At 65.0% G+C, this 17,644-nt stretch carries 17 protein-coding genes; 10 read left to right on the top strand and 7 right to left on the bottom strand.

Features of this window, described 5'->3' with window-relative positions:
* Window positions 1-128 precede the first annotated feature (128 nt).
* Together ABNP31_RS16080 and ABNP31_RS16085 are read left to right on the top strand one after the other, a co-directional pair.
* Window positions 129-1,436, top strand: a complete 1,308-nt coding sequence (locus ABNP31_RS16080; RefSeq protein ID WP_274120601.1) for a substrate-binding domain-containing protein — start codon at window positions 129-131, stop codon at window positions 1,434-1,436.
* 300 nt (window positions 1,437-1,736) lie between these two features.
* Window positions 1,737-2,801, top strand: a complete 1,065-nt coding sequence (locus ABNP31_RS16085) for a TerC family protein (RefSeq protein WP_238066529.1) — start codon at window positions 1,737-1,739, stop codon at window positions 2,799-2,801.
* A gap of 327 nt (window positions 2,802-3,128) precedes the next feature.
* Here ABNP31_RS16085 and ABNP31_RS16090 read toward each other — a convergent pair whose 3' ends face one another.
* Window positions 3,129-4,358, bottom strand: coding sequence for an acyl-CoA dehydrogenase (locus ABNP31_RS16090; protein ID WP_350012521.1), 1,230 nt, complete (start codon window positions 4,356-4,358; stop codon window positions 3,129-3,131).
* A 140-nt stretch (window positions 4,359-4,498) separates the two neighbouring features.
* Here ABNP31_RS16090 and ABNP31_RS16095 point away from each other — a divergent pair, with 140 nt between their 5' ends.
* Complete coding sequence (locus tag ABNP31_RS16095; RefSeq protein ID WP_013973160.1) at window positions 4,499-5,425, top strand: LysR family transcriptional regulator; 927 nt, start codon at window positions 4,499-4,501, stop codon at window positions 5,423-5,425.
* A gap of 195 nt (window positions 5,426-5,620) precedes the next feature.
* Complete coding sequence (locus ABNP31_RS16100; protein WP_085665186.1) at window positions 5,621-6,775, top strand: cysteine desulfurase family protein; 1,155 nt, start codon at window positions 5,621-5,623, stop codon at window positions 6,773-6,775.
* A 7-nt stretch (window positions 6,776-6,782) separates the two neighbouring features.
* On the opposite strand, the gene ABNP31_RS16105 is transcribed toward ABNP31_RS16100, so the two are convergent.
* The 3 genes from ABNP31_RS16105 to nfsB form a co-directional block, all read right to left on the bottom strand.
* Entirely contained in the window at window positions 6,783-7,220 is a 438-nt protein-coding gene (locus ABNP31_RS16105) for an RES family NAD+ phosphorylase (protein WP_015270851.1), read from the bottom strand.
* Window positions 7,217-7,666 carry an antitoxin Xre/MbcA/ParS toxin-binding domain-containing protein gene (locus ABNP31_RS16110; protein ID WP_350012522.1) on the bottom strand — a complete coding sequence of 150 codons (450 nt, stop codon included), beginning with the start codon at window positions 7,664-7,666 and terminating at the stop codon, window positions 7,217-7,219. The genes ABNP31_RS16105 and ABNP31_RS16110 overlap by 4 nt, the downstream gene beginning before the upstream one ends.
* Before the next feature lie 150 nt (window positions 7,667-7,816).
* On the bottom strand, window positions 7,817-8,470 hold the full coding sequence (nfsB, locus tag ABNP31_RS16115) for an oxygen-insensitive NAD(P)H nitroreductase (RefSeq protein ID WP_085665187.1): 654 nt from the start codon (window positions 8,468-8,470) through the stop codon (window positions 7,817-7,819).
* 104 nt (window positions 8,471-8,574) lie between these two features.
* On the opposite strand from nfsB, the gene ABNP31_RS16120 reads away from it, so the two are divergent.
* Genes ABNP31_RS16120 through ABNP31_RS16130 form a run of 3 tightly spaced genes read left to right on the top strand, consistent with a single transcriptional unit; the run spans window position 8,575 to window position 11,011 of the window.
* Entirely contained in the window at window positions 8,575-9,498 is a 924-nt protein-coding gene (locus ABNP31_RS16120) for a LysR family transcriptional regulator (RefSeq protein ID WP_085615136.1), read from the top strand.
* Between the two features lie 47 nt (window positions 9,499-9,545).
* Window positions 9,546-10,376, top strand: a complete 831-nt coding sequence (locus tag ABNP31_RS16125; RefSeq protein WP_350012523.1) for an AraC family transcriptional regulator — start codon at window positions 9,546-9,548, stop codon at window positions 10,374-10,376.
* Window positions 10,377-10,426: 50 nt separating this feature from the next.
* The gene (locus ABNP31_RS16130) at window positions 10,427-11,011 is read left to right on the top strand and encodes a LysE family translocator (RefSeq protein ID WP_085665190.1); all 585 of its coding nucleotides are present in this window, start codon (window positions 10,427-10,429) and stop codon (window positions 11,009-11,011) included.
* Window positions 11,012-11,183: 172 nt separating this feature from the next.
* On the opposite strand, the gene ABNP31_RS16135 is transcribed toward ABNP31_RS16130, so the two are convergent.
* Entirely contained in the window at window positions 11,184-12,383 is a 1,200-nt protein-coding gene (locus ABNP31_RS16135; protein ID WP_085615130.1) for a sugar transporter, read from the bottom strand.
* A 204-nt stretch (window positions 12,384-12,587) separates the two neighbouring features.
* On the opposite strand from ABNP31_RS16135, the gene ABNP31_RS16140 reads away from it, so the two are divergent.
* On the top strand, window positions 12,588-13,907 hold the full coding sequence (locus ABNP31_RS16140; RefSeq protein WP_350012524.1) for a hypothetical protein: 1,320 nt from the start codon (window positions 12,588-12,590) through the stop codon (window positions 13,905-13,907).
* A gap of 179 nt (window positions 13,908-14,086) precedes the next feature.
* Here the strand turns inward: ABNP31_RS16140 and calA are convergent, their stop codons facing one another.
* A complete protein-coding gene (gene calA, locus ABNP31_RS16145; protein WP_085615128.1) occupies window positions 14,087-15,139 on the bottom strand; it encodes a vanillin reductase in 1,053 nt (350 codons plus the stop codon).
* Window positions 15,140-15,319: 180 nt separating this feature from the next.
* Here calA and ABNP31_RS16150 point away from each other — a divergent pair, with 180 nt between their 5' ends.
* Window positions 15,320-16,225 carry an AraC family transcriptional regulator gene (locus ABNP31_RS16150; protein ID WP_054572090.1) on the top strand — a complete coding sequence of 302 codons (906 nt, stop codon included), beginning with the start codon at window positions 15,320-15,322 and terminating at the stop codon, window positions 16,223-16,225.
* A 132-nt stretch (window positions 16,226-16,357) separates the two neighbouring features.
* Here the strand turns inward: ABNP31_RS16150 and ABNP31_RS16155 are convergent, their stop codons facing one another.
* On the bottom strand, window positions 16,358-16,954 hold the full coding sequence (locus tag ABNP31_RS16155) for a TetR/AcrR family transcriptional regulator (protein ID WP_054572091.1): 597 nt from the start codon (window positions 16,952-16,954) through the stop codon (window positions 16,358-16,360).
* A gap of 93 nt (window positions 16,955-17,047) precedes the next feature.
* Between ABNP31_RS16155 and ABNP31_RS16160 the strand changes: the two genes are divergently transcribed.
* Complete coding sequence (locus ABNP31_RS16160; protein WP_350012525.1) at window positions 17,048-17,644, top strand: NAD(P)H-dependent oxidoreductase; 597 nt, start codon at window positions 17,048-17,050, stop codon at window positions 17,642-17,644.

Raw genomic sequence — 17,644 nt, forward strand, 5'->3', positions numbered from 1 at the left:
CGAGCGCCGCGCGGGCGGCGCTCGATCTACCAGGCGCCGCACAACCCAAGATGTGAACAACACCGTCACATTATCATCACGCCACTGTCGTAATCTGCCGGCCATCTCTATGCCATAGGCCTTCCGGCATGCCCCGCCTGCTTGTCTTGCTGCTCACCCTGCTGCCGCTGGCGACCCTGGCCGAGCCCGCTCACCTGCGCGTGCAAGGTTCCAACACCATCGGCGCGGCCTTGCTGCCAGCGCTGGTGCAAGGGCAACTGCGCGCACAGCAAGCTACCGCCATCGAACAATACCCGGGCAAGCTGGCCAACGAGACTGTCATCACCGCTCGCGATACGCGTGGCCAGCCTTTGCGCATCGACATCGCCGCACACGGTTCCAGCACCGGCTTCGTCGCCCTGGGCCATGGCGAGGCCGACCTGGCCGCCGCGTCGCGGCCAATCAACGACAACGAAGCAAGCCAACTGCAGGCTTTGGGCGACCTGCGCGCCGCTGCCGCCGAACAGGTCATCGGCCTGGATGGCGTCGCCGTCATCGTTCACCCCGACAACCCGCTGCCACAGCTCACCACGGGGCAACTGGCACAGATCTTTGCCGGGCAGATCCAGCGCTGGGAGCAATTGGGTGTTGCCGGCGGGGCCATCCACCTTTACGCCCGTGACGACCGCTCCGGTACCTTTGAGACCTTCAAGGCACTGGTGCTGGAACCTCAGCACGGCGAGCTTTCGCCCAAGGCCCAACGCTTCGAGTCCAGCGACGAGTTGGCCGCGCGAGTGAGCACCGACCGCCAGGCCATCGGTTTCAGCAGCCTGGCGGCGGTTCATGGGGCCAAGGTGCTGGCGGTGGCCGAAGGTGACGCGCCGGCCATGCTGCCGGAGCGTGCACTGGTGGCCAGCGAGGATTACCCGCTATCGCGGCGCCTGTACTTCTACCTGCCGGCCAACCCCAAGCCCCAGGCCAAGGCCCTGGCCGATTTCGCTCAGAGCCCGGCGGGCCAGGCGATCGTCGCTCAGCAGGGTTTCGTTGCGCAGCAGATCGAGGCCCAACCTGTAGCCCCCCAGGCCGACATGCCGCCGCGCTATCGCACCCTGGCCCAGCAGGCGCAGCGGTTGAGCGTTAACTTCCGCTTCCAGGAAGGCAGCGCCAGCCTCGACAACAAGGCCCTGCGCGATGTGCAGCGGGTGGCCGACTACCTGCGCCAAGCGGGCAAGTTGCGGCGCAAGGCGGTGCTGGTGGGCTTTGGCGACCCCAAGGAGACACCCGGCCGCGCCGCCCTGCTCTCCCGCCTGCGGGCACAGGCGGTGCGTCGTGAGCTGGCGCGCGATGGCGTGGAGGTGCTGGAGGTGACGGGGATGGGGGATGAACTGCCAGTGGCAGGGAACGAACTGGAGCAAGGGCGACTGCGTAATCGCCGGGTGGAAGTGTGGGTTTATTGAACGGTAGGCCTGCTCTGGCCTGACCGGTGTAGGAGCGTCTTTGTGTCGCGAAAGGGCCGCAAAGCGGCCCCGGCAATTCTGTGGCGATGCCAAGACCGTGGGGGCGCTGCGCACCCCGTTCGCGACACAAGGCCGCTCCTACACAGCGCCCTGGCAAAGAAATGTAACAGCTCCCCATTCGGCATCACCGGCAAACGGGTCTAGGCTCAAGCCCATGTGATACCGGGCCCCTCTGACGGCTGCCAGGCCGCCATGTCGGATCACTGTTGCCATGCAACGTCGACATTCAAGGAGGGGCTCATGACAGCTCTACACACATTCCTCACCACCCCGTTCCTCGGTACCAGCACCTGGTTGTGGCTGGTGTTCATGGCCATCGTCATCGGTTTGCTGGTACTCGACCTGGGCGTGCTGCACCGCCACGACCGGGAAATCGAAATGCGCGAGAGCCTGCTGCTGTATTCGGGCTATTTCAGCGTCGGCGTGCTGTTCGGCGCCGGGGTCTGGTACCAGTTGGGCGCGCAGTCGGCGCTGGAGTTCTACACCGGCTTCCTGGTCGAGCAGTCGCTGTCGATGGACAACGTGTTCGTCATGGCGATGATCTTCAGCTATTTCGCCATCCCCCGCCGCTACCAGCACCGCGTGCTGTTCTGGGGCATCCTCGGGGTGGTGTTCCTGCGGGCGATCATGATCGGCGTGGGCGCGGCGCTGGTGCAGAACTTCGCCTGGGTACTGTATATCTTCGGTGCCTTCCTGCTGTTTACCGGGGTGAAGATGGCGCTGTCGAAGGAGGACAGCCGCCCCGACCTGGCCAACAACCCGATCCTGAAGTTCGTGCGCCGGCACATGCGGGTCACCGAGCAGATCCACGGCTCGCACTTCTTCGTGCGGCAGACCCCGCCCGGGCAGCACAAGGCGCTACGCCATGCCACCCCGCTGTTCATGGCGCTGGTGCTGATCGAACTGGCCGACCTGGTATTCGCCGTCGACAGCGTCCCGGCAATCTTCGCCATCACCCAGGACCCGTTCATCGTCTATACCTCGAACATCTTCGCCATCCTCGGCTTGCGCTCGCTGTATTTTGCGCTGGCGGCGCTGATGCACCGGTTCGTTTACCTCAAGTATGCGCTGGCGCTGGTGCTGATCTTCATTGGCTGCAAGATCTTCTACCACGGCATGGTGGGCAAGGTGCCGGCGTTGCTGTCGTTGGGGGTGACGTTCGGGTTGTTGCTGGGTGGGGTGGTGGTTTCGCTGGTCAAGACGCGGGGGGAGAAGCCGGAAATCAAGGGTACTCAATCCAGACAGCCTTCAAATGCCGATCGCACAGTCAGCGAGAAGGAGGAAGACCCGCAGATGCGGGTCTGACCATCCAGAGTGAGCCTTCAAGGGCCTCTTCGCGGGCTTGCCCGCTCCCACAGGTATTGCGCACAGCTTGGAGGCGGCACAGTACCTGTGGGAGATTGCCCAGCCCTTTGGGCTGCGCTGTCGCACAGAAAACTGAACTCGCAAGCGATCCTTGTACCCTGTGGGAGCGGCTTTAGCCGCGAAGAATCCAACGCGGTGCATGGCACCGGCTGCGCCGGTGTTCGCGGCTAAAGCCGCTCCCACAGGGCCCCTGCTAATTCAATGAGTTATGTGCAGTTCCATGAGAGCGGGCAAGCCCGCGAAGAGGCCGGAACAAGCGGGCAAAAATCACCGCCCGCTACGCATCATCTCCGCCGGCACATACTTGCCAATCTCATACTTGCCAATCGCCGCCCGGTGCACTTCATCCGGTCCGTCGGCCAGGCGCAAGGTGCGCTGCATGGCGTACATGTAAGCCAGCGGGAAATCGCCACTTACCCCTGCCCCGCCATGAATCTGGATCGCCCGGTCGATCACCTTCAGTGCCACGTTCGGCGCCACTACCTTGATCTGCGCAATCTCGCTGCGGGCGACCTTGTTGCCGACCGTGTCCATCATGTACGCCGCTTTCAACGTCAGCAGCCGGGCCATGTCGATCTCCATGCGCGAGTCGGCGATCTTGTCGACGTTGCCGCCCAGACGCGCCAGTGGCCGGCCGAAGGCGGTACGCTCCACCGAGCGCTTGCACATCAGTTCCAGCGCGCGCTCGGCCATGCCGATCGAGCGCATGCAGTGGTGGATACGGCCGGGGCCAAGGCGCCCCTGGGCAATCTCGAAGCCACGGCCCTCACCCAGGATCACGTTCTCATACGGCACCCGCACGTTCTCGAAGAGCACCTCGGCGTGGCCATGGGGAGCATCGTCATAGCCGAACACCGGCAGCGGGCGGACAATCTTCACCCCAGGCGTATCGGTGGGCACCAGTACCATCGAGTGCTGCTGGTGGCGTGGCCCTTCTGGGTCGGACAGGCCCATGAAGATCATCACCTTGCAGCGCGGGTCGCAAGCGCCGGAGGTCCACCACTTGCGGCCGTTGATTACCCATTGGTCACCGTCACGCACGGCGGTGGCGGCCATGTTGGTGGCATCCGAGGAGGCCACGTCCGGTTCGGTCATGGCGAACGCCGATCGGATCTCGCCACGCAGCAGCGGCTCCAGCCACTGGCGCTTCTGCGCTTCGCTGCCATAGCGCACCAGCACTTCCATGTTGCCGGTGTCTGGCGCCGAACAGTTGAACGGCTCCGGACCGAGCAACGAACGGCCCATGATTTCTGCCATCGGGGCGTATTCCAGGTTGCTCAGGCCGGCACCGTATTCCGATTCGGGCAGAAACAGGTTCCACAGCCCTTCAGCGCGGGCCTTGGCCTTGAGTTCTTCCATGATCGCGGTGGGCTGCCAGCGGTCGCCCTCGGCGACCTGGCGCTCGAACACCGCCTCGGCGGGGTAGACATAGGCGTCCATGAACGCGCTGACGCGCTCACGCAGTGCCTGGACCTTGGGCGAATAGGCGAAATCCATCGGGGCTACCTTCACGGTTCGGAGTACATGGGCCAGAGCCTAGAGCAGCACGGCCCCATCCACCTAGTCTATTTTCCGCGTGTATAAACATTCATAACCGATATATGATCGGCCCATAATTCCAACAAAGAGCGGCGCCCATGAACCTCAGCAAGGTCGACCTCAACCTGTTCATCGTGTTCGATGCGATCTACACCGAAGCCAACCTGACCCGCGCCGGGCAGATCGTCGGCATCACCCAGCCGGCAGTGTCCAACGCCCTTTCGCGGCTGCGCGAAACCTTCAACGACCCGCTGTTCGTGCGTACCGCGCAAGGCATGGTGCCCACGCCCATGGCGCAGAACATCATCGGCCCGGTGCGCAACGCCCTGGCACTGCTGCGCACCTCGGTGCAGGAAAGCCGCATCTTCAACCCGCAACAGGCCAACAAGACCTTCCGCATCAGCATGACCGACCTGACCGAAGCGGTGATCCTGCCGCCGCTGTTCCAGCGCTTGCGCCGCCTGGCGCCGGCGGTGCTGATCGAAAGCTTTTTGTGCAAGCGCCGCGAGACCACCAAGGAACTCGCCGCCGGCCGCCTGGACTTCGCCATCGACGCACCGTTGAACACCGACCCGCAGGTACGCCACGTCAAACTGATGCAAGACCGCTATGTCTGCGCCCTGCGCCAGGGCCACCCGCTGGCCGACAGCAAGCTGACCCTCGACAACTACCTGGGCATGACCCACATCCATATCTCCAGCCGCCGCAACGGCCTGGGCTATGTCGACCTGGCCCTGGGCAAGATGGGCGTGCAGCGCAAGGTTGCCTTGCGCTCGCAGCACTACCTGATGGCCTCGCAGGTGTTGCAGCAGACCGACATGGCGATGACCGTCCCCGAGCGCTTCGCCCGCCGCCATCAGTTGCGTTACCAGCCACTGCCGGTGGAGGTGCCTGCGCTGGAAACGCACCTGTACTGGCATGAAAGCACCGATCAGGACCCGGCCAACCGCTGGATGCGCGAGCAGATCACCGAGTTGTGCGAACGTGTGGTGGCCGAGGAAGAGAGGGCCTTGGAACCAGCCTGAAGAGGCTGACGAGGGGCCTTTGCTGAGCCCCTCGCGATGCGGAGAAAAATTTTCCAGGAAAAGTTCAATAAAGAGAAATTTTTATTGCGCATCCTGAGAATAGAGCCGCTGGAAGGGAAAAAATGTCTCTCGAACAGCGGGTACGCTTGCCCCAACGATCGCCGATTTCACGGCGACAGAAACGGACCCGCCCCAATGCCCAGCGCCCCGCTCTACTTCGATTACGCCGCCACCACTCCGGTCGACGACCGGGTCATCGAAACCATGCTCGCCTGCCTTGGCAGCCAGGCCAACTTCGGCAACCCGGCGTCCAGTGGCCATGCCTTCGGCCAGGCCGCCCGCCACGCCGTGGAGCAGGCCCGCCAGCAAGTGGCCGAACGCGTCGGCGCACAGGCCGATGCACTGATCTGGACCTCAGGTGCGACCGAGTCCAACAACCTGGCGCTCAAGGGCATTGCCCAGGGTCTCGGCAAACCCGGGCACCTGATCACCAGCCAACTGGAACACAAGGCCGTGCTCGACACGGTGGCCGAACTGGAGCGCCAGGGCTGGGCCGTTACCCGCCTGGCACCGGATGCCGTCGGCCTGATTCAGCCTGCGGCGGTGCAGGCAGCGTTGCGCGCCGACACCCGCCTGATTTCGCTGATGGCGGTGAACAATGAACTGGGCACGATCACCGACTTTGCCGCGATTGGCGAACAGGTACGTGCCCACGGTGCCCTGCTGCACGTGGATGCGGCGCAGGCGGTGGGCAAACTGGCCATCGACCTGAGCGCCATGGCCGTGGACCTGATGTCGTTCTCGGCGCACAAGGTGTATGGGCCCAAGGGCATCGGTGCGCTCTACGTCGGGCCACGCGCCCGCACGCTGATGCGTGCGCAGATGCACGGCGGCGGCCATGAGCAAGGCCTGCGCTCCGGCACCCTGGCGACCCACCAGATTGCCGGCATGGGCAGCGCCTTTGCCCTGGCCGGCCAGCCCGGCGACAGCGAACACCTGCGCCTCGAGCAACTGGCCAGGCGCCTGCGCGAAGGCCTGCTGGCCCTGCCCGGCGTCACCCTCAACGGCTGCGCCAACCAGCGCATTCCCCATACGCTGAACCTGTGTATCGACAGCAAGGGTTTCAACAGCGCGGCGCTGGCCAGTGAGCTGGCGTTGTCGACCACCTCGGCCTGCAACTCGGCGAGCAATGCGGCCTCGCATGTGCTGCTCGCGCTGGGGCTGGATGAACGCCAGGCACGCAACAGCGTGCGGCTGAGCATCGGGCGTTTCAGCAACGACGCTGAAGTGGACAAGGCGCTCGAAGTGTTTGGCCGGGTGCTGACAGCGGCATCAGCGGCACTTTGGTGAACCGGCCCTAGAACAGCCGGCTGTCCGGGGTGAAGTCCTCGACCTCGAGCCTGGCGCTGTTTGCCTGCGGATGGCGCGGGTTGAACAGGTAATTGGTGGTGCTGGGCATGATCGCGCTCGGCACCGGCAACAGCAATGCCGAGCACTCATCCAGAAAGCGGTTGCCCAGGCCCCGGGTCAGTTCGGTCTGGCTCGACCAGCCAGGCTGCAAGGCGGGCAACTGCGCTTGCGAAACGGTGTCGGGCAACTCGATACGCAGCAGCCGCATGGTGGTGGGGAAATCCTCAGGGTCGATCTCCAGGTGCACGAGCACCTCCAGCATTGCACCGGCCGGGCTGGTGGCGGCATACACCACTGGCCGACCCGCCTGGTGCCAGCGGCCGCTGACACGCAAGCCGCCCGTTCCGCTCAAGTCTGCATAGGCGCTGATACGCCACAGAATCACAGGCCGAAGCCCTCGGCGATCTGCAGCAACATCTCTTCGACCTGAGTGGTGCCCTGCTGGGTGGTGAGCATCTGCATCGGCGTCAGCCCCGAGAAGCGCTCCTTGGGCTTGGACAGCCAGCGCTTGGCCTTGCCCGCCTCACCGAACACGGCTTCGGCCATGGCGGTGATATGGGCCGAGCGGAACAGCCGGTCGCTTTCTTCCACGGTCAGTGGCTGGTCACGTTCGATGCGGGTTTTCAGCGTGCGCAGGGGAATGATCTGGTCACGCTCCACAGGGGTGAACACGCCGAGTTCGGTCAGTTTCACCAGCCAGGTGGCAGCGAAGCCATGGGTGATGCGGGTGTGGATTTCGAAGTCACTGGCGAGTTCGGGGATTTCCAGCAGTGCATGCAGGCGCGCCCGGTACTCGTGGTAACTGTTGTCGCGAAGCACTTCGGCAAGCATGGCGCTCTCCTTTCCGGCGTTTGCCGACAAGTATGCGGCATATGCCGGACATATGCCAGTTCACGAGGCCTGTGAAAGCCTTGAAGGCGATGCCATCCTGTGGGAGCGGCCTTGCGCCGCGAAAGGGCCGCAGGGCGGCCCCGGGCAATCTCACAGGAAGGTGAACACCTGCGAAGCCGGCAACCGCGACTTGTTCAAGCCAGCGTTGAAGTCCGTCTCGCTGCGATAGCCCAGGCTGAGAATGACCACACTGGTGAAGCCACGCTCGCGCAAGCCCAGCTCGGCATCGAGAATCTTGCTGTCGAAGCCCTCGATCGGCGTGGCATCCAGCCCATGTGCCGCAGCCCCCAGCAAGGCAGTACCCAGCGCCAGGTAGGTCTGCTTTTCCATCCAGTGCTGCACGTCCTTCTGGTCAAAGCGGTGCAGGTCGACGTAATGCCGGCGGCTCTGGTTCTGCCCGGCACGCGCCTGATCATCGCGGAAGCGGCCATCGGCAGCTTCCTGGTCGAGCACGGCATTCAGGTGCGCTTCGGTCATTTCGGTGCGGGTGCAGAACACGATCACATGCGAGGCATCGAGGATCTTCGGCGAATTGTAGGCATAGCGCTCTGTGGTGCTCTTGGCCAGGCGGGCCTTGCCTTCGACGCTGTCGGCAACGATGAAATGCCACGGCTGCGAGTTGACCGAGGACGGGCTGTGACGCAGTTGTTCGAGCAAGGCATCGACAGTGGCCTGGGGAATACGGCGCGAGGCATCGTAGGCTTTGGTGGTGTAGCGGCGCTTGGCCAGCGAGACGGTATCCATGCAACAACTCCGGGAATGAACAGGGGATTTGCCGGGCATCTTATCTTTCCTGCAGAAAAGAAAAACCGGCACAATGCAGCAACACTTTCATCCCAGGAGTGAAAATGCTGCGCATCGCCGACCTCGAACTGTTCGTCCGCAGCAGCGTGCTGGGCAGCTTCACCGCCGCCGCCCACGAGGCCGAACTGCTACCGGGCCAGGTGGCCGCCGCGATCAAGCGCCTGGAGCGCGACCTGGATGTGCGCCTGTTCGCCCGCACCACCCGCAGCCTGCGCCTGACTGCCGAAGGCGAGCTGTACCTGCCTACTGCCCTGAATGTGCTGGAGAGCCTGCGCCAGGGGCGTGAAGACCTGCATGGCAACGCCAACACCCTGCGCGGTACCCTGCAGGTGTCGGCACCGTCCGACCTGGGCCGCAACATGCTGCTGCCGTGGCTGAGCGCCTTCCGCCGCGAGCACCCGGCCCTGCACCTGCGCTTCCTGCTGTCCGACCAGATCGCCGACCTCAACCGCGACCCGGTAGATGTGGCGATCCGCTATGGCCTCAACCAGGACGCCAACTACATTGCCCTGCCGCTGGCCGACTGGAACCGCCGGGTGCTGGTGGCCGCGCCCGACTACCTGGCCCGTCACGGCCGCCCGCTCACGCCCGACGCCCTGCAGCAGCACGCCTGCCTGCTGTACATGCAGCACAACCGGGTCTACGACAAGTGGCGAGTGGGCAACCGCACCGTGCAGGTGCGCGGGCCACTGGTCAGCGACGATGCCGACGTGATCCGCCGCCTGGCCTTGCAGGGCGAAGGCATCGTCTACAAGTCGTGGCTGGACGTAAGCGCCAACATCGCGGCCGGCGAGCTGGAAATCATCCTCCCCGAGCACCTCGGTGAGCCCGCCCCGGTCACCCTGGTGTGCCCGCACCGCAAGCAGCTCACGCCCGCGGTGGCGCAACTGCACCTGTGGCTGCGCGAACGCTTCGAGGCCTTGCGTAACCGGGCACTGACCAACGGCTGCACAATCGTTCCAGACTGAGCCTGGCCGTTGCGCTAAGGTAGTGATTTCTGCCACGGCACGCCCCCATGAGCAACTGGATCGACCTCAAGCAAGACGCCGACACCGGCATCGAGTCGGTCCGCGCGCATTTCATCGGGCATGCCTACGACCCGCACTGGCACGACAGCTTCCTGGTTGGCGTTACCGAGCAAGGTGTGCAGCAATTCGATTGCCGACGAGTACGCCATCGCAGCACGCCGGGGCACGTGTTCCTGCTGGAGCCCGGTGAAATCCATGACGGCCATGCGCCCACCGAGGACGGCTTCACCTATTCGACCCTGTACCTGGAACCCACCTGGGTGGACAGCCAACTGCGGGCACTGTTCGAACACGCGCCAAGCGACAGCCTGCCCAGCTTCGCCGATACCTTGTGCCACGATGAGCGCCTGGCGCGTGCCACTGCCCTCACCTTCCAGGCCGTGCATACCCAGGACTTGCGCATTGTCCGGCAGACGGCCATGGACGACCTGCTGGCCTGCCTGACCCGCCACCTGCACTGGCGCCGGCGCCTGAACCCGGACCCGCGCCTGCCGCTGACCGCGCAGCGCGCACGGGATTACCTGCACGCCAACCTGGAGCGCGACATCGGCCTGGAAGACCTGGCCCAGGCCTGTGGCATCGACCGCTTCCGCCTGACCCGTGCGTTCAAGGCCGCATTCGGCCTGGCGCCACATGCCTATCTGATCCAGCTGCGCCTGGCCCGGGCGCGGCGCCTGCTCGCCCGGGGCCAGACACCCACCGAAGTGGCCATGGCCCTGGGCTTTGCCGACCAGAGCCACCTGGGGCGCTGGTTCCGCCGTGCCTACCAGCTGACCCCGGCCGACTACCGCAGGCGCTGCTCAAACCTTCCAGACTGAAAGGCGGCAGGCAGCGAGCATGGTGCTTCGTTTATCCGGAGCCCTTGATCATGTCGCAGTCGTTGTTGCCCTTCATCCTGTTTGCCCTGGTGTCCAGCATCAGCCCGGGGCCGACCAACCTGTTGATACTCGCCCATGGCGCCCGCGTTGGCCTGCGCGCGAGCCTGGCGCCGATCGTGGCGGCCTGCGGTGCAGCAGCAGCGATCGTGCTGATGGTGGGCCTGGGGCTGGGTGAACTACTGCTGCGCCACCCGCTGACCCAGCAGTTGATGAGCTGGGCCGGGGTTTTGTGGTTGAGCTGGCTGGCGTGGAAGATGCTGCGCAGTGCTGCCGCCCCGCTGCAGGCGCCTACGGCGCAAGGCTTCAGTGCACTCAGTGCAGCCTCGTTGCAGGTGGTGAACCCCAAGGTGTGGTTGATGGCCGTGGCGGTGGTCGGGGTGTTTGCCGCGCCGTCGTTGCCGGTATGGCAGCTGGCGCTGGTGTTCTTGCTGATTGCCCTGCCCTGCATGGCGGCGTGGGCGCTGCTGGGGGTGGGCAGCGCGCGATGGTTACAGGCACCGCGGCGGTTGCGGGTGTTCAACCAGGTGTTGGCGGGGGTGTTGTTGATTTCTGCGTGGGCTGCCGTACTGGCTTGAGCCTGCAACAGGTGTTCCTACAGGCCTGCAGAGGACCTGTAGGAGCGGCCTTGTGTCGCGATGGGGCGCGCAGCGCCCCCCGGCGATATCCGCTGTAACGCTGAAATCCGGGGCCGCTGCGCGCCCCATCGCGACACAAGGCCGCTCCTACAAAGAACGCGCCAGCCCCAGATCAGTGCGTCAGCGCCTCGCGGAACCGCCGGGTGCTGGCCACCGCCAGCAGCAACCCGGCCACCGCCACGCTACCGCCCACCAGGCCGATATCCGCCACGTCCAGCTGGCTGCTGACGATACTGCCCAGCAACGCACCACCGCCAATACCGATGTTGTAGATACCCGAGAACAGCGCCATGGCCACATCGGTGGCATCGGACGCCAGCTTCAGGGTCTTGGACTGCAGCGACAGGCTGAAACTGAGGATCGCCACACCCCAGAACATGCTCAACACGGCAAACATGTAGAAGTTGCCCGACAGCGGCAACAGCAGCAACAGGCACGCCGCCAGCAGGCCGATCGACCCTACCAGGAAGCCATGCGGGAAGCGGTCGCTGTAACGGCTGAACAGCAATGAGCCGAACACCCCGGCACCACCGAACAGCAGCAGCAACAGCGTGGTGCGCTCACCGCCTATCTGCGCCACGTGCAGGGCGAACGGTTCGATGTAGCTGTAGGCAGTGAACTGCGCGGTAATCACCAGCGTCACCAGCACATAGGTGATCACCAGCGCCGGGCGCTTGAACAGGATCGGCAGGCTGCGCAGCGAGCCCGAGTTCTGGCTGGGCAGCAGCGGCAGCGACTTCATCAGGCACAGCATGGTCGCCAGCGCCACCCCGGCAATGCTCAGGAAGGTGATGCGCCAGCCCAGCGCTTCGCCCACCACGCGGCCCAGCGGGATGCCCAGGACCATGGCCAGGGTGGTGCCAGTGGCCAAAAGGCCCAGCGCCTTGGCCTGCTGCCCTGGCGGCGCCACGCGCACCGCCAGGGAGGCAGTGATGGCCCAGAACACCGCATGCGCCAGGGCAATACCGATGCGGCTGACCAGCAACATGGCAAAGCTCTGTGACAGCCACGACAGCAGGTGGCTGACGATGAACACCAGGAACACGAACAGCAACAGGCGCCGCCGCTCGATGTTGCGGGTCAGCAGCATCATCGGCAGCGAGGCCAGCGCCACCACCCAGGCGTAGATGGTCAGCATCAGGCCGACCTGCGCGGTGCTCATGTCGAAGCTGCGGCCAATGTCGCTGAGCAGCGCCACCGGGACGAACTCGGTGGTGTTGAAGATGAAGGCCGCCAGGGCCAGGGCAATGACGCTCAGCCAGCTGCCGCTACCCGCCGTGGGTGGCATGTTGGTGGGTGTGGGTCCGTTCATGGGTGCAAACCGCTTCTCCGCAGGCAAGGCAACAGGACGCACGCCAGCCACCCGCTTGCCGGGGTGTGGACGCACGCTTTGTTATTGGAAGGAATGCCCGGCATGGTACGCGTCAAGCCGGGGGCTCACAACCGCGAGGCGGGCAGAAGGAGTAACATGCGCGCTTTGTGCGAACGCGTATGCAACAAGGAGCCCGATCCGCTCATGGACCAGCAGCACTCCCAGCAGCAACAGTGGCAGCAGGCGGTCACTGCCTATGCCCAGGCCGTCAACGACTATGTCGCGCAGAGCCGCGCGCAAGACTGGGATGACCTCGAAGAGCCCCTGCCGCAAGCCACCGAGCATTTGCTCGATGCCTGGCTGCAAGCCCTGCAAGCCGCCAACCGGCCTGGCGTCGAAGCCTTCGAACAGCAAGCCTTCCGCGAAGCCTGGCCGCCCGCCCATCACCCATTGCTGCCGCTGATCAAGGAGCACGGGCAAGGCATCGGCAACGTCCTGCTGCTGGAGGATGGCAGCCTGCTGGCACGTATCGGCATGCCGCATGACAAAGGCCAGGTGGTGCGCATCGACCCTCTCGGGGTGACCCCGGTGATCGGCGTCGATCACTTCGGCCGCTGCCCGGCCCGCCGCTATTTCGCCCTGGCCAATGCCGAGGGCATACGCGTGACCGATGGCTGGGGCGGCCCGCAGGTGCTGCGCCTGGCCTGGCCCACGGGGCTGGAGGGGTTGCCGCCGGGTTACCCGTTCGAGCCGTTCGACCTACCGCCCACGCCGACCGCGCTGATCCCCTTCCCGGATGGCCAGCGGGTGCTGCTGGTGAGTGCCGAGGGTATCTTCCTGCTGACGCGCCACGGCGCGACCCGCCTGCTGCCGCACCAGGCGCGGGTGCTCGACGAGCTGGACGAAGGCACCGACCCCGACGACATCAGCCTCGGGCTGAGCATGGAGCACGGTGCGGTGTCGGCGGATGGCCGGTTGATCGTGGTCGGCGAGCAAGGCAGCCGTCACCTGGTGCTGGACGACCAGCTCAGGCCCGTGGCAGCAATCGGCCCGGCCAGCGAGTATCCGCACTTTGCGCTGTTCAACCGCGCGGGTGACCAGTTGGTGGTCAACGCCTGCCATTTCTACAGCGGTGCCACGCTGGCTGTCAGGGTGGCCGACTTGCCGGGGCTGGATACCGACTACTACAGCCAGGACCCGCGTACCCCGCTGGTACAGGATGGCGCACGGGTGTATGCCGGCGTGGCGCGCGACGGCGAGTACATCGTGGGGGATGCCTATGGTTACCTGCGGGCATTTGGCGAAGACGGCATGGAGCATTGGCAGCATTACCTGGGGTCGACCATCAGTGCGCTGGATATCAGTGCGGACGGGCGTACGCTGGTAGCGGCGAGCCATGCCGGGTTCGTTTCGGTGATTGCCCTGGACAACGGGCGGCCGGCCTGGCAGATCGGTACCGGGGCGCATGGCGAGGTACGGCGGTGGTTGTTCTGGAAAGGCTGGGACAGGGCATTGGCCTGGTAACAGATCCAGCATTTTCATTGCCTGTACCGGCCTCTTCGCGGGTAAACCCGCTCCCACAGGGACATCACAGGCGCCAAGGTCTGCGCAGTCTCTGTGGGAAGGTTCAATACAGAACCTGAAACCTGCACGATACCTGTGGGAGCGGGTTCACCCGCGAAGAGGCCGGGGCAGGCAACCAATCAGCCCTGCAAAGTAGCCATATCGATCACGAACCGGTACTTCACGTCCCCGGCAATCATCCGCTCATACGCCTGGTTGATGTTGCGGATATCCAGCAACTCGATATCACAACGAATCGCGTGCTCGGCACAGAAATCCAGCACTTCCTGGGTCTCGGCAATACCACCGATCAACGACCCCGCCAGCACCCGGCGCTTCATTACCAGATTGGCCGCATGCACCGCCGGGTCGATCGGCTCGATCAGCCCGACCAGGATGTGCACGCCATCGAATTTCAGGGTTTCCAGGTACGGGTTGAGGTCGTGCTGCACCGGGATGGTGTCGAGCAGGAAGTCGAAACGGCCCGCCGCGGCGTGCATCTGCTCGGCATCGGTGGACACGATCACATGGTCGGCACCCTGGCGACGGGCTTCCTCGGCCTTGGCCTGGGAACGGGTGAACAGGGTCACTTCGGCGCCCAGGGCCTTGGCCAGCTTGATGGCCATGTGGCCCAGGCCGCCCATGCCGAGGATGCCGATCTTGTGACCGGGGCCGACACCGTGGTGCTTGAGCGGCGAATAGGTGGTGATGCCAGCGCAGAGGATTGGCGCGGCACTGGGCAGGTCCATGCCGGCCGGGATGCGCACCACGAAGTGCTCGCTGACCACGATGCTGCTGGAGTAACCGCCCATGGTGTTGCTACCGTCGACCCGGTCCGGGGTGGCGTAGGTCATGGTCGGGCCTTCCAGGCAATATTGCTCCAGGTCCTTGGCACAGGCTTCGCAGTGGCGGCACGAGTCGACCATGCAGCCAACGCCGACCAGGTCGCCGACCTTGTGCGCGGTCACTTTGTCGCCCACCGCGGTGACGCGGCCGATGATCTCGTGGCCCGGCATCAGCGGGTACACGGCAATGCCCCATTCGTTGCGCGCCTGGTGAATGTCGGAGTGGCACACGCCGCAGTACAGGATATCGATGGCGACGTCGTCAGGGCGCGGGCTGCGACGCTCGAAGGTCATGGGAGCCAGAGGGCTGGTGGGGGTCTGGGCGGCGTAACCGATGGCGGTGTACATGCAGGGCCTCGCTATGAAGTGAAACGATTCAGGCGGCGCATTCTGCGCGCCATGCGCCGCCTCGCCCACGGCTGATTCTCCGGCATCGATGCCTGATTCTCCGAAGATGCCCTGCAGCACCTGGCGCCGAGCGTTCATTCTGCGATGATCAGACTGTCTGATCCTCTGCCCAGGTCCATCATGCAACTGACCCGCCACGTCGACGCCAATGCGCCGCTTTGCACACTGATCCGCAGCCTCGCCACGCGCCCGGGCTTCGTGCCCACGCACCTGCCCCAGGTGCAGGTGCTGAGCTGGGACCACTATGTGGCCAGCAGCCCGCAGATCTACGAACCCAGCCTGATGATCCTGGCCCAGGGCAGCAAGCTGGCGCGCCTGGGGCCGCGTACCCTGGAGTACGGCGCCGGGCATTACCTGGTGCAGGCATTGTCGGTGCCGTTCATGTGCGAAACCTTCGCCACCCCCGAAGCACCGTTGCTGGGCGTGGCGGTGGACATCGACCGCGGCGTGCTGGGTGAACTGGTGCAAAGCATGGCCCTGGCGCCGGATGCCGCTGTGCAGGCGCAAACCCCGCAGTCGATGACCTCGGCGGCACTCGATGCACCGATGCGCGAATGCGTGGAACGGCTGCTGCGCTGCCTGCAGGACCCAGTGGACGCCAAGGTGCTGGGGCCGGCGCGGGTACGCGAGGTGCTGTACACCGCCTTGCGCGGCCCACAGGCAGGCGTATTGCGGGCGCTGGTGGAGCAACAAGGGCACTTCGCCCGCATCGGCGCCGCCCTTGCCCACCTGCGCGAACACTACACCGAGCCGCTGAGCGTGGAAGCGCTGGCCGCGCGCGCCAACATGAGCGTTTCGACCTTCCACGAGCACTTCAAGCGCTGCACCGACATGGCACCAATGCAGTACCTCAAGCGCCTGCGGCTGCTGAAGGCGCAGCAGATGCTGATCGGCGAAGGCCTGGGGGTGGCGCAGACCGCGCACCGGGTGGGGTACCAGAGCACCTCGCAGTTCAGCCGCGAGTACAAGCGCCAGTTCGACCGCAGCCCGGGGGATGAATTGCCGTACCAGAGCCTGCCAGTGTAATCGCCTGCCCTGGCCCCATCGCCGGCAAGCCGGCTCCCACAGGGACTGCACATGGCTTGAAACCGATGCGGTTGATGTGGGAGCCGGCTTGCTGGCGATGGGCTGCAGAGCAGCCCCGGCACTCTCAAAGCTTCATTGCCGCTCGACCATCGCCACTATTGCTGCCCGCAATTCGGCCTTGGCCTGCCCCACCTCCAGCTCCCCTGCGGCAGCCGCCTGCGACAAGGCATCCGCCGCCCCCACCAGCAGGCGCATGCCCGCCACCCCAATGTTGCCACTGGGCGAAAACCCGGCCAGCGCCTCACGGCATTTGTCCAGAAACGGCTGCTCATAGGCCCGCTTCAGCGCTTCCATTTCCGGCGAGCCGGCCAATGCCGCCGACACTCCGGGTATCTCCAGCCCCTGGCTCATCACACAGTCCACATACGCCTCGGCAATCACCCCGGCGCGACTGGCCAGGCTAGCGTCACAACACGCCAGCGCCTGCTCCAGCATCCGCGACTGCCGTGCATCGTATTGCTGGTACAGCGCCACCAACAGCCCGGTGCGGGTCTCGAAATGGTCATAGACCACCGGCTTGGTCACCCCCGCCTGCTCGGCCAAACGCCCCAGGCTCAAGGCATCGGTGCCCTCCTCCCGTACCAGCTGCCAGGCCACATCGAGCAACTGTCGACGGCGCTCTTCGCGGCTCAGGCGCTTGCGCGAGCGGCCTTGATCATCGCTTGACATCGTTTACCTACCAAAAGTAACTTACTAAACGTAACTTACCTTGAGTATATAGCGCTCCGGGTAACCCTGCATCCCCATCTTGGAGAGCCCACCATGCATGCCCTGATCGTCGTCGGTCATCACGACCCGCAATCCCTCACCCATGCCCTGGCCCGACAGATCGCCGCCGGCCTGGCCAACGCCGGCCACGACAGCGAAATCGCCGACCTGGCCAGTGAAGGTTTCGACCCGCGTTTCGGCCTGGCCGACCATGCGGTGCACCGCAGGCTGGCAGCCCCGCCGGCGGATGTACTCAGGGAGCAGGCGCGTATCGAACGCGCCGATGCGTTGGTGCTGGTCTACCCCATCTATTGGTGGTCGCTGCCGGCCTTGCTCAAAGGCTGGGTCGAGCGGGTGTTCAGCAATGGCTGGGCCTTCGATTATGAAGGGGGCATCACCGTCAAGAAGCTGCGCGGCATGAAGGTGCACCTGGTCGCCGTCGCCGGTGCCGACAGCGGCACTTTCGAACGTCACGGCTATGGCAAGGCGATGCATGTGCAGATCGAGCACGGCATTTTCGACTACTGCGGCGCCGAAGTACTCAGCTCCACCCTGCTGGACGACAGCGAGGGCGCAGCCCCGGCAGCGCATCTGCACACTGCACGCACGCTGGGCGAGCAGATGTTCGCAGGCTGCGAGGCCATGGCCTGA

The sequence above is a fragment of the Pseudomonas asiatica genome (assembly GCF_040214835.1).
GTDB classification, from domain to species: domain Bacteria; phylum Pseudomonadota; class Gammaproteobacteria; order Pseudomonadales; family Pseudomonadaceae; genus Aquipseudomonas; species Aquipseudomonas putida_Z.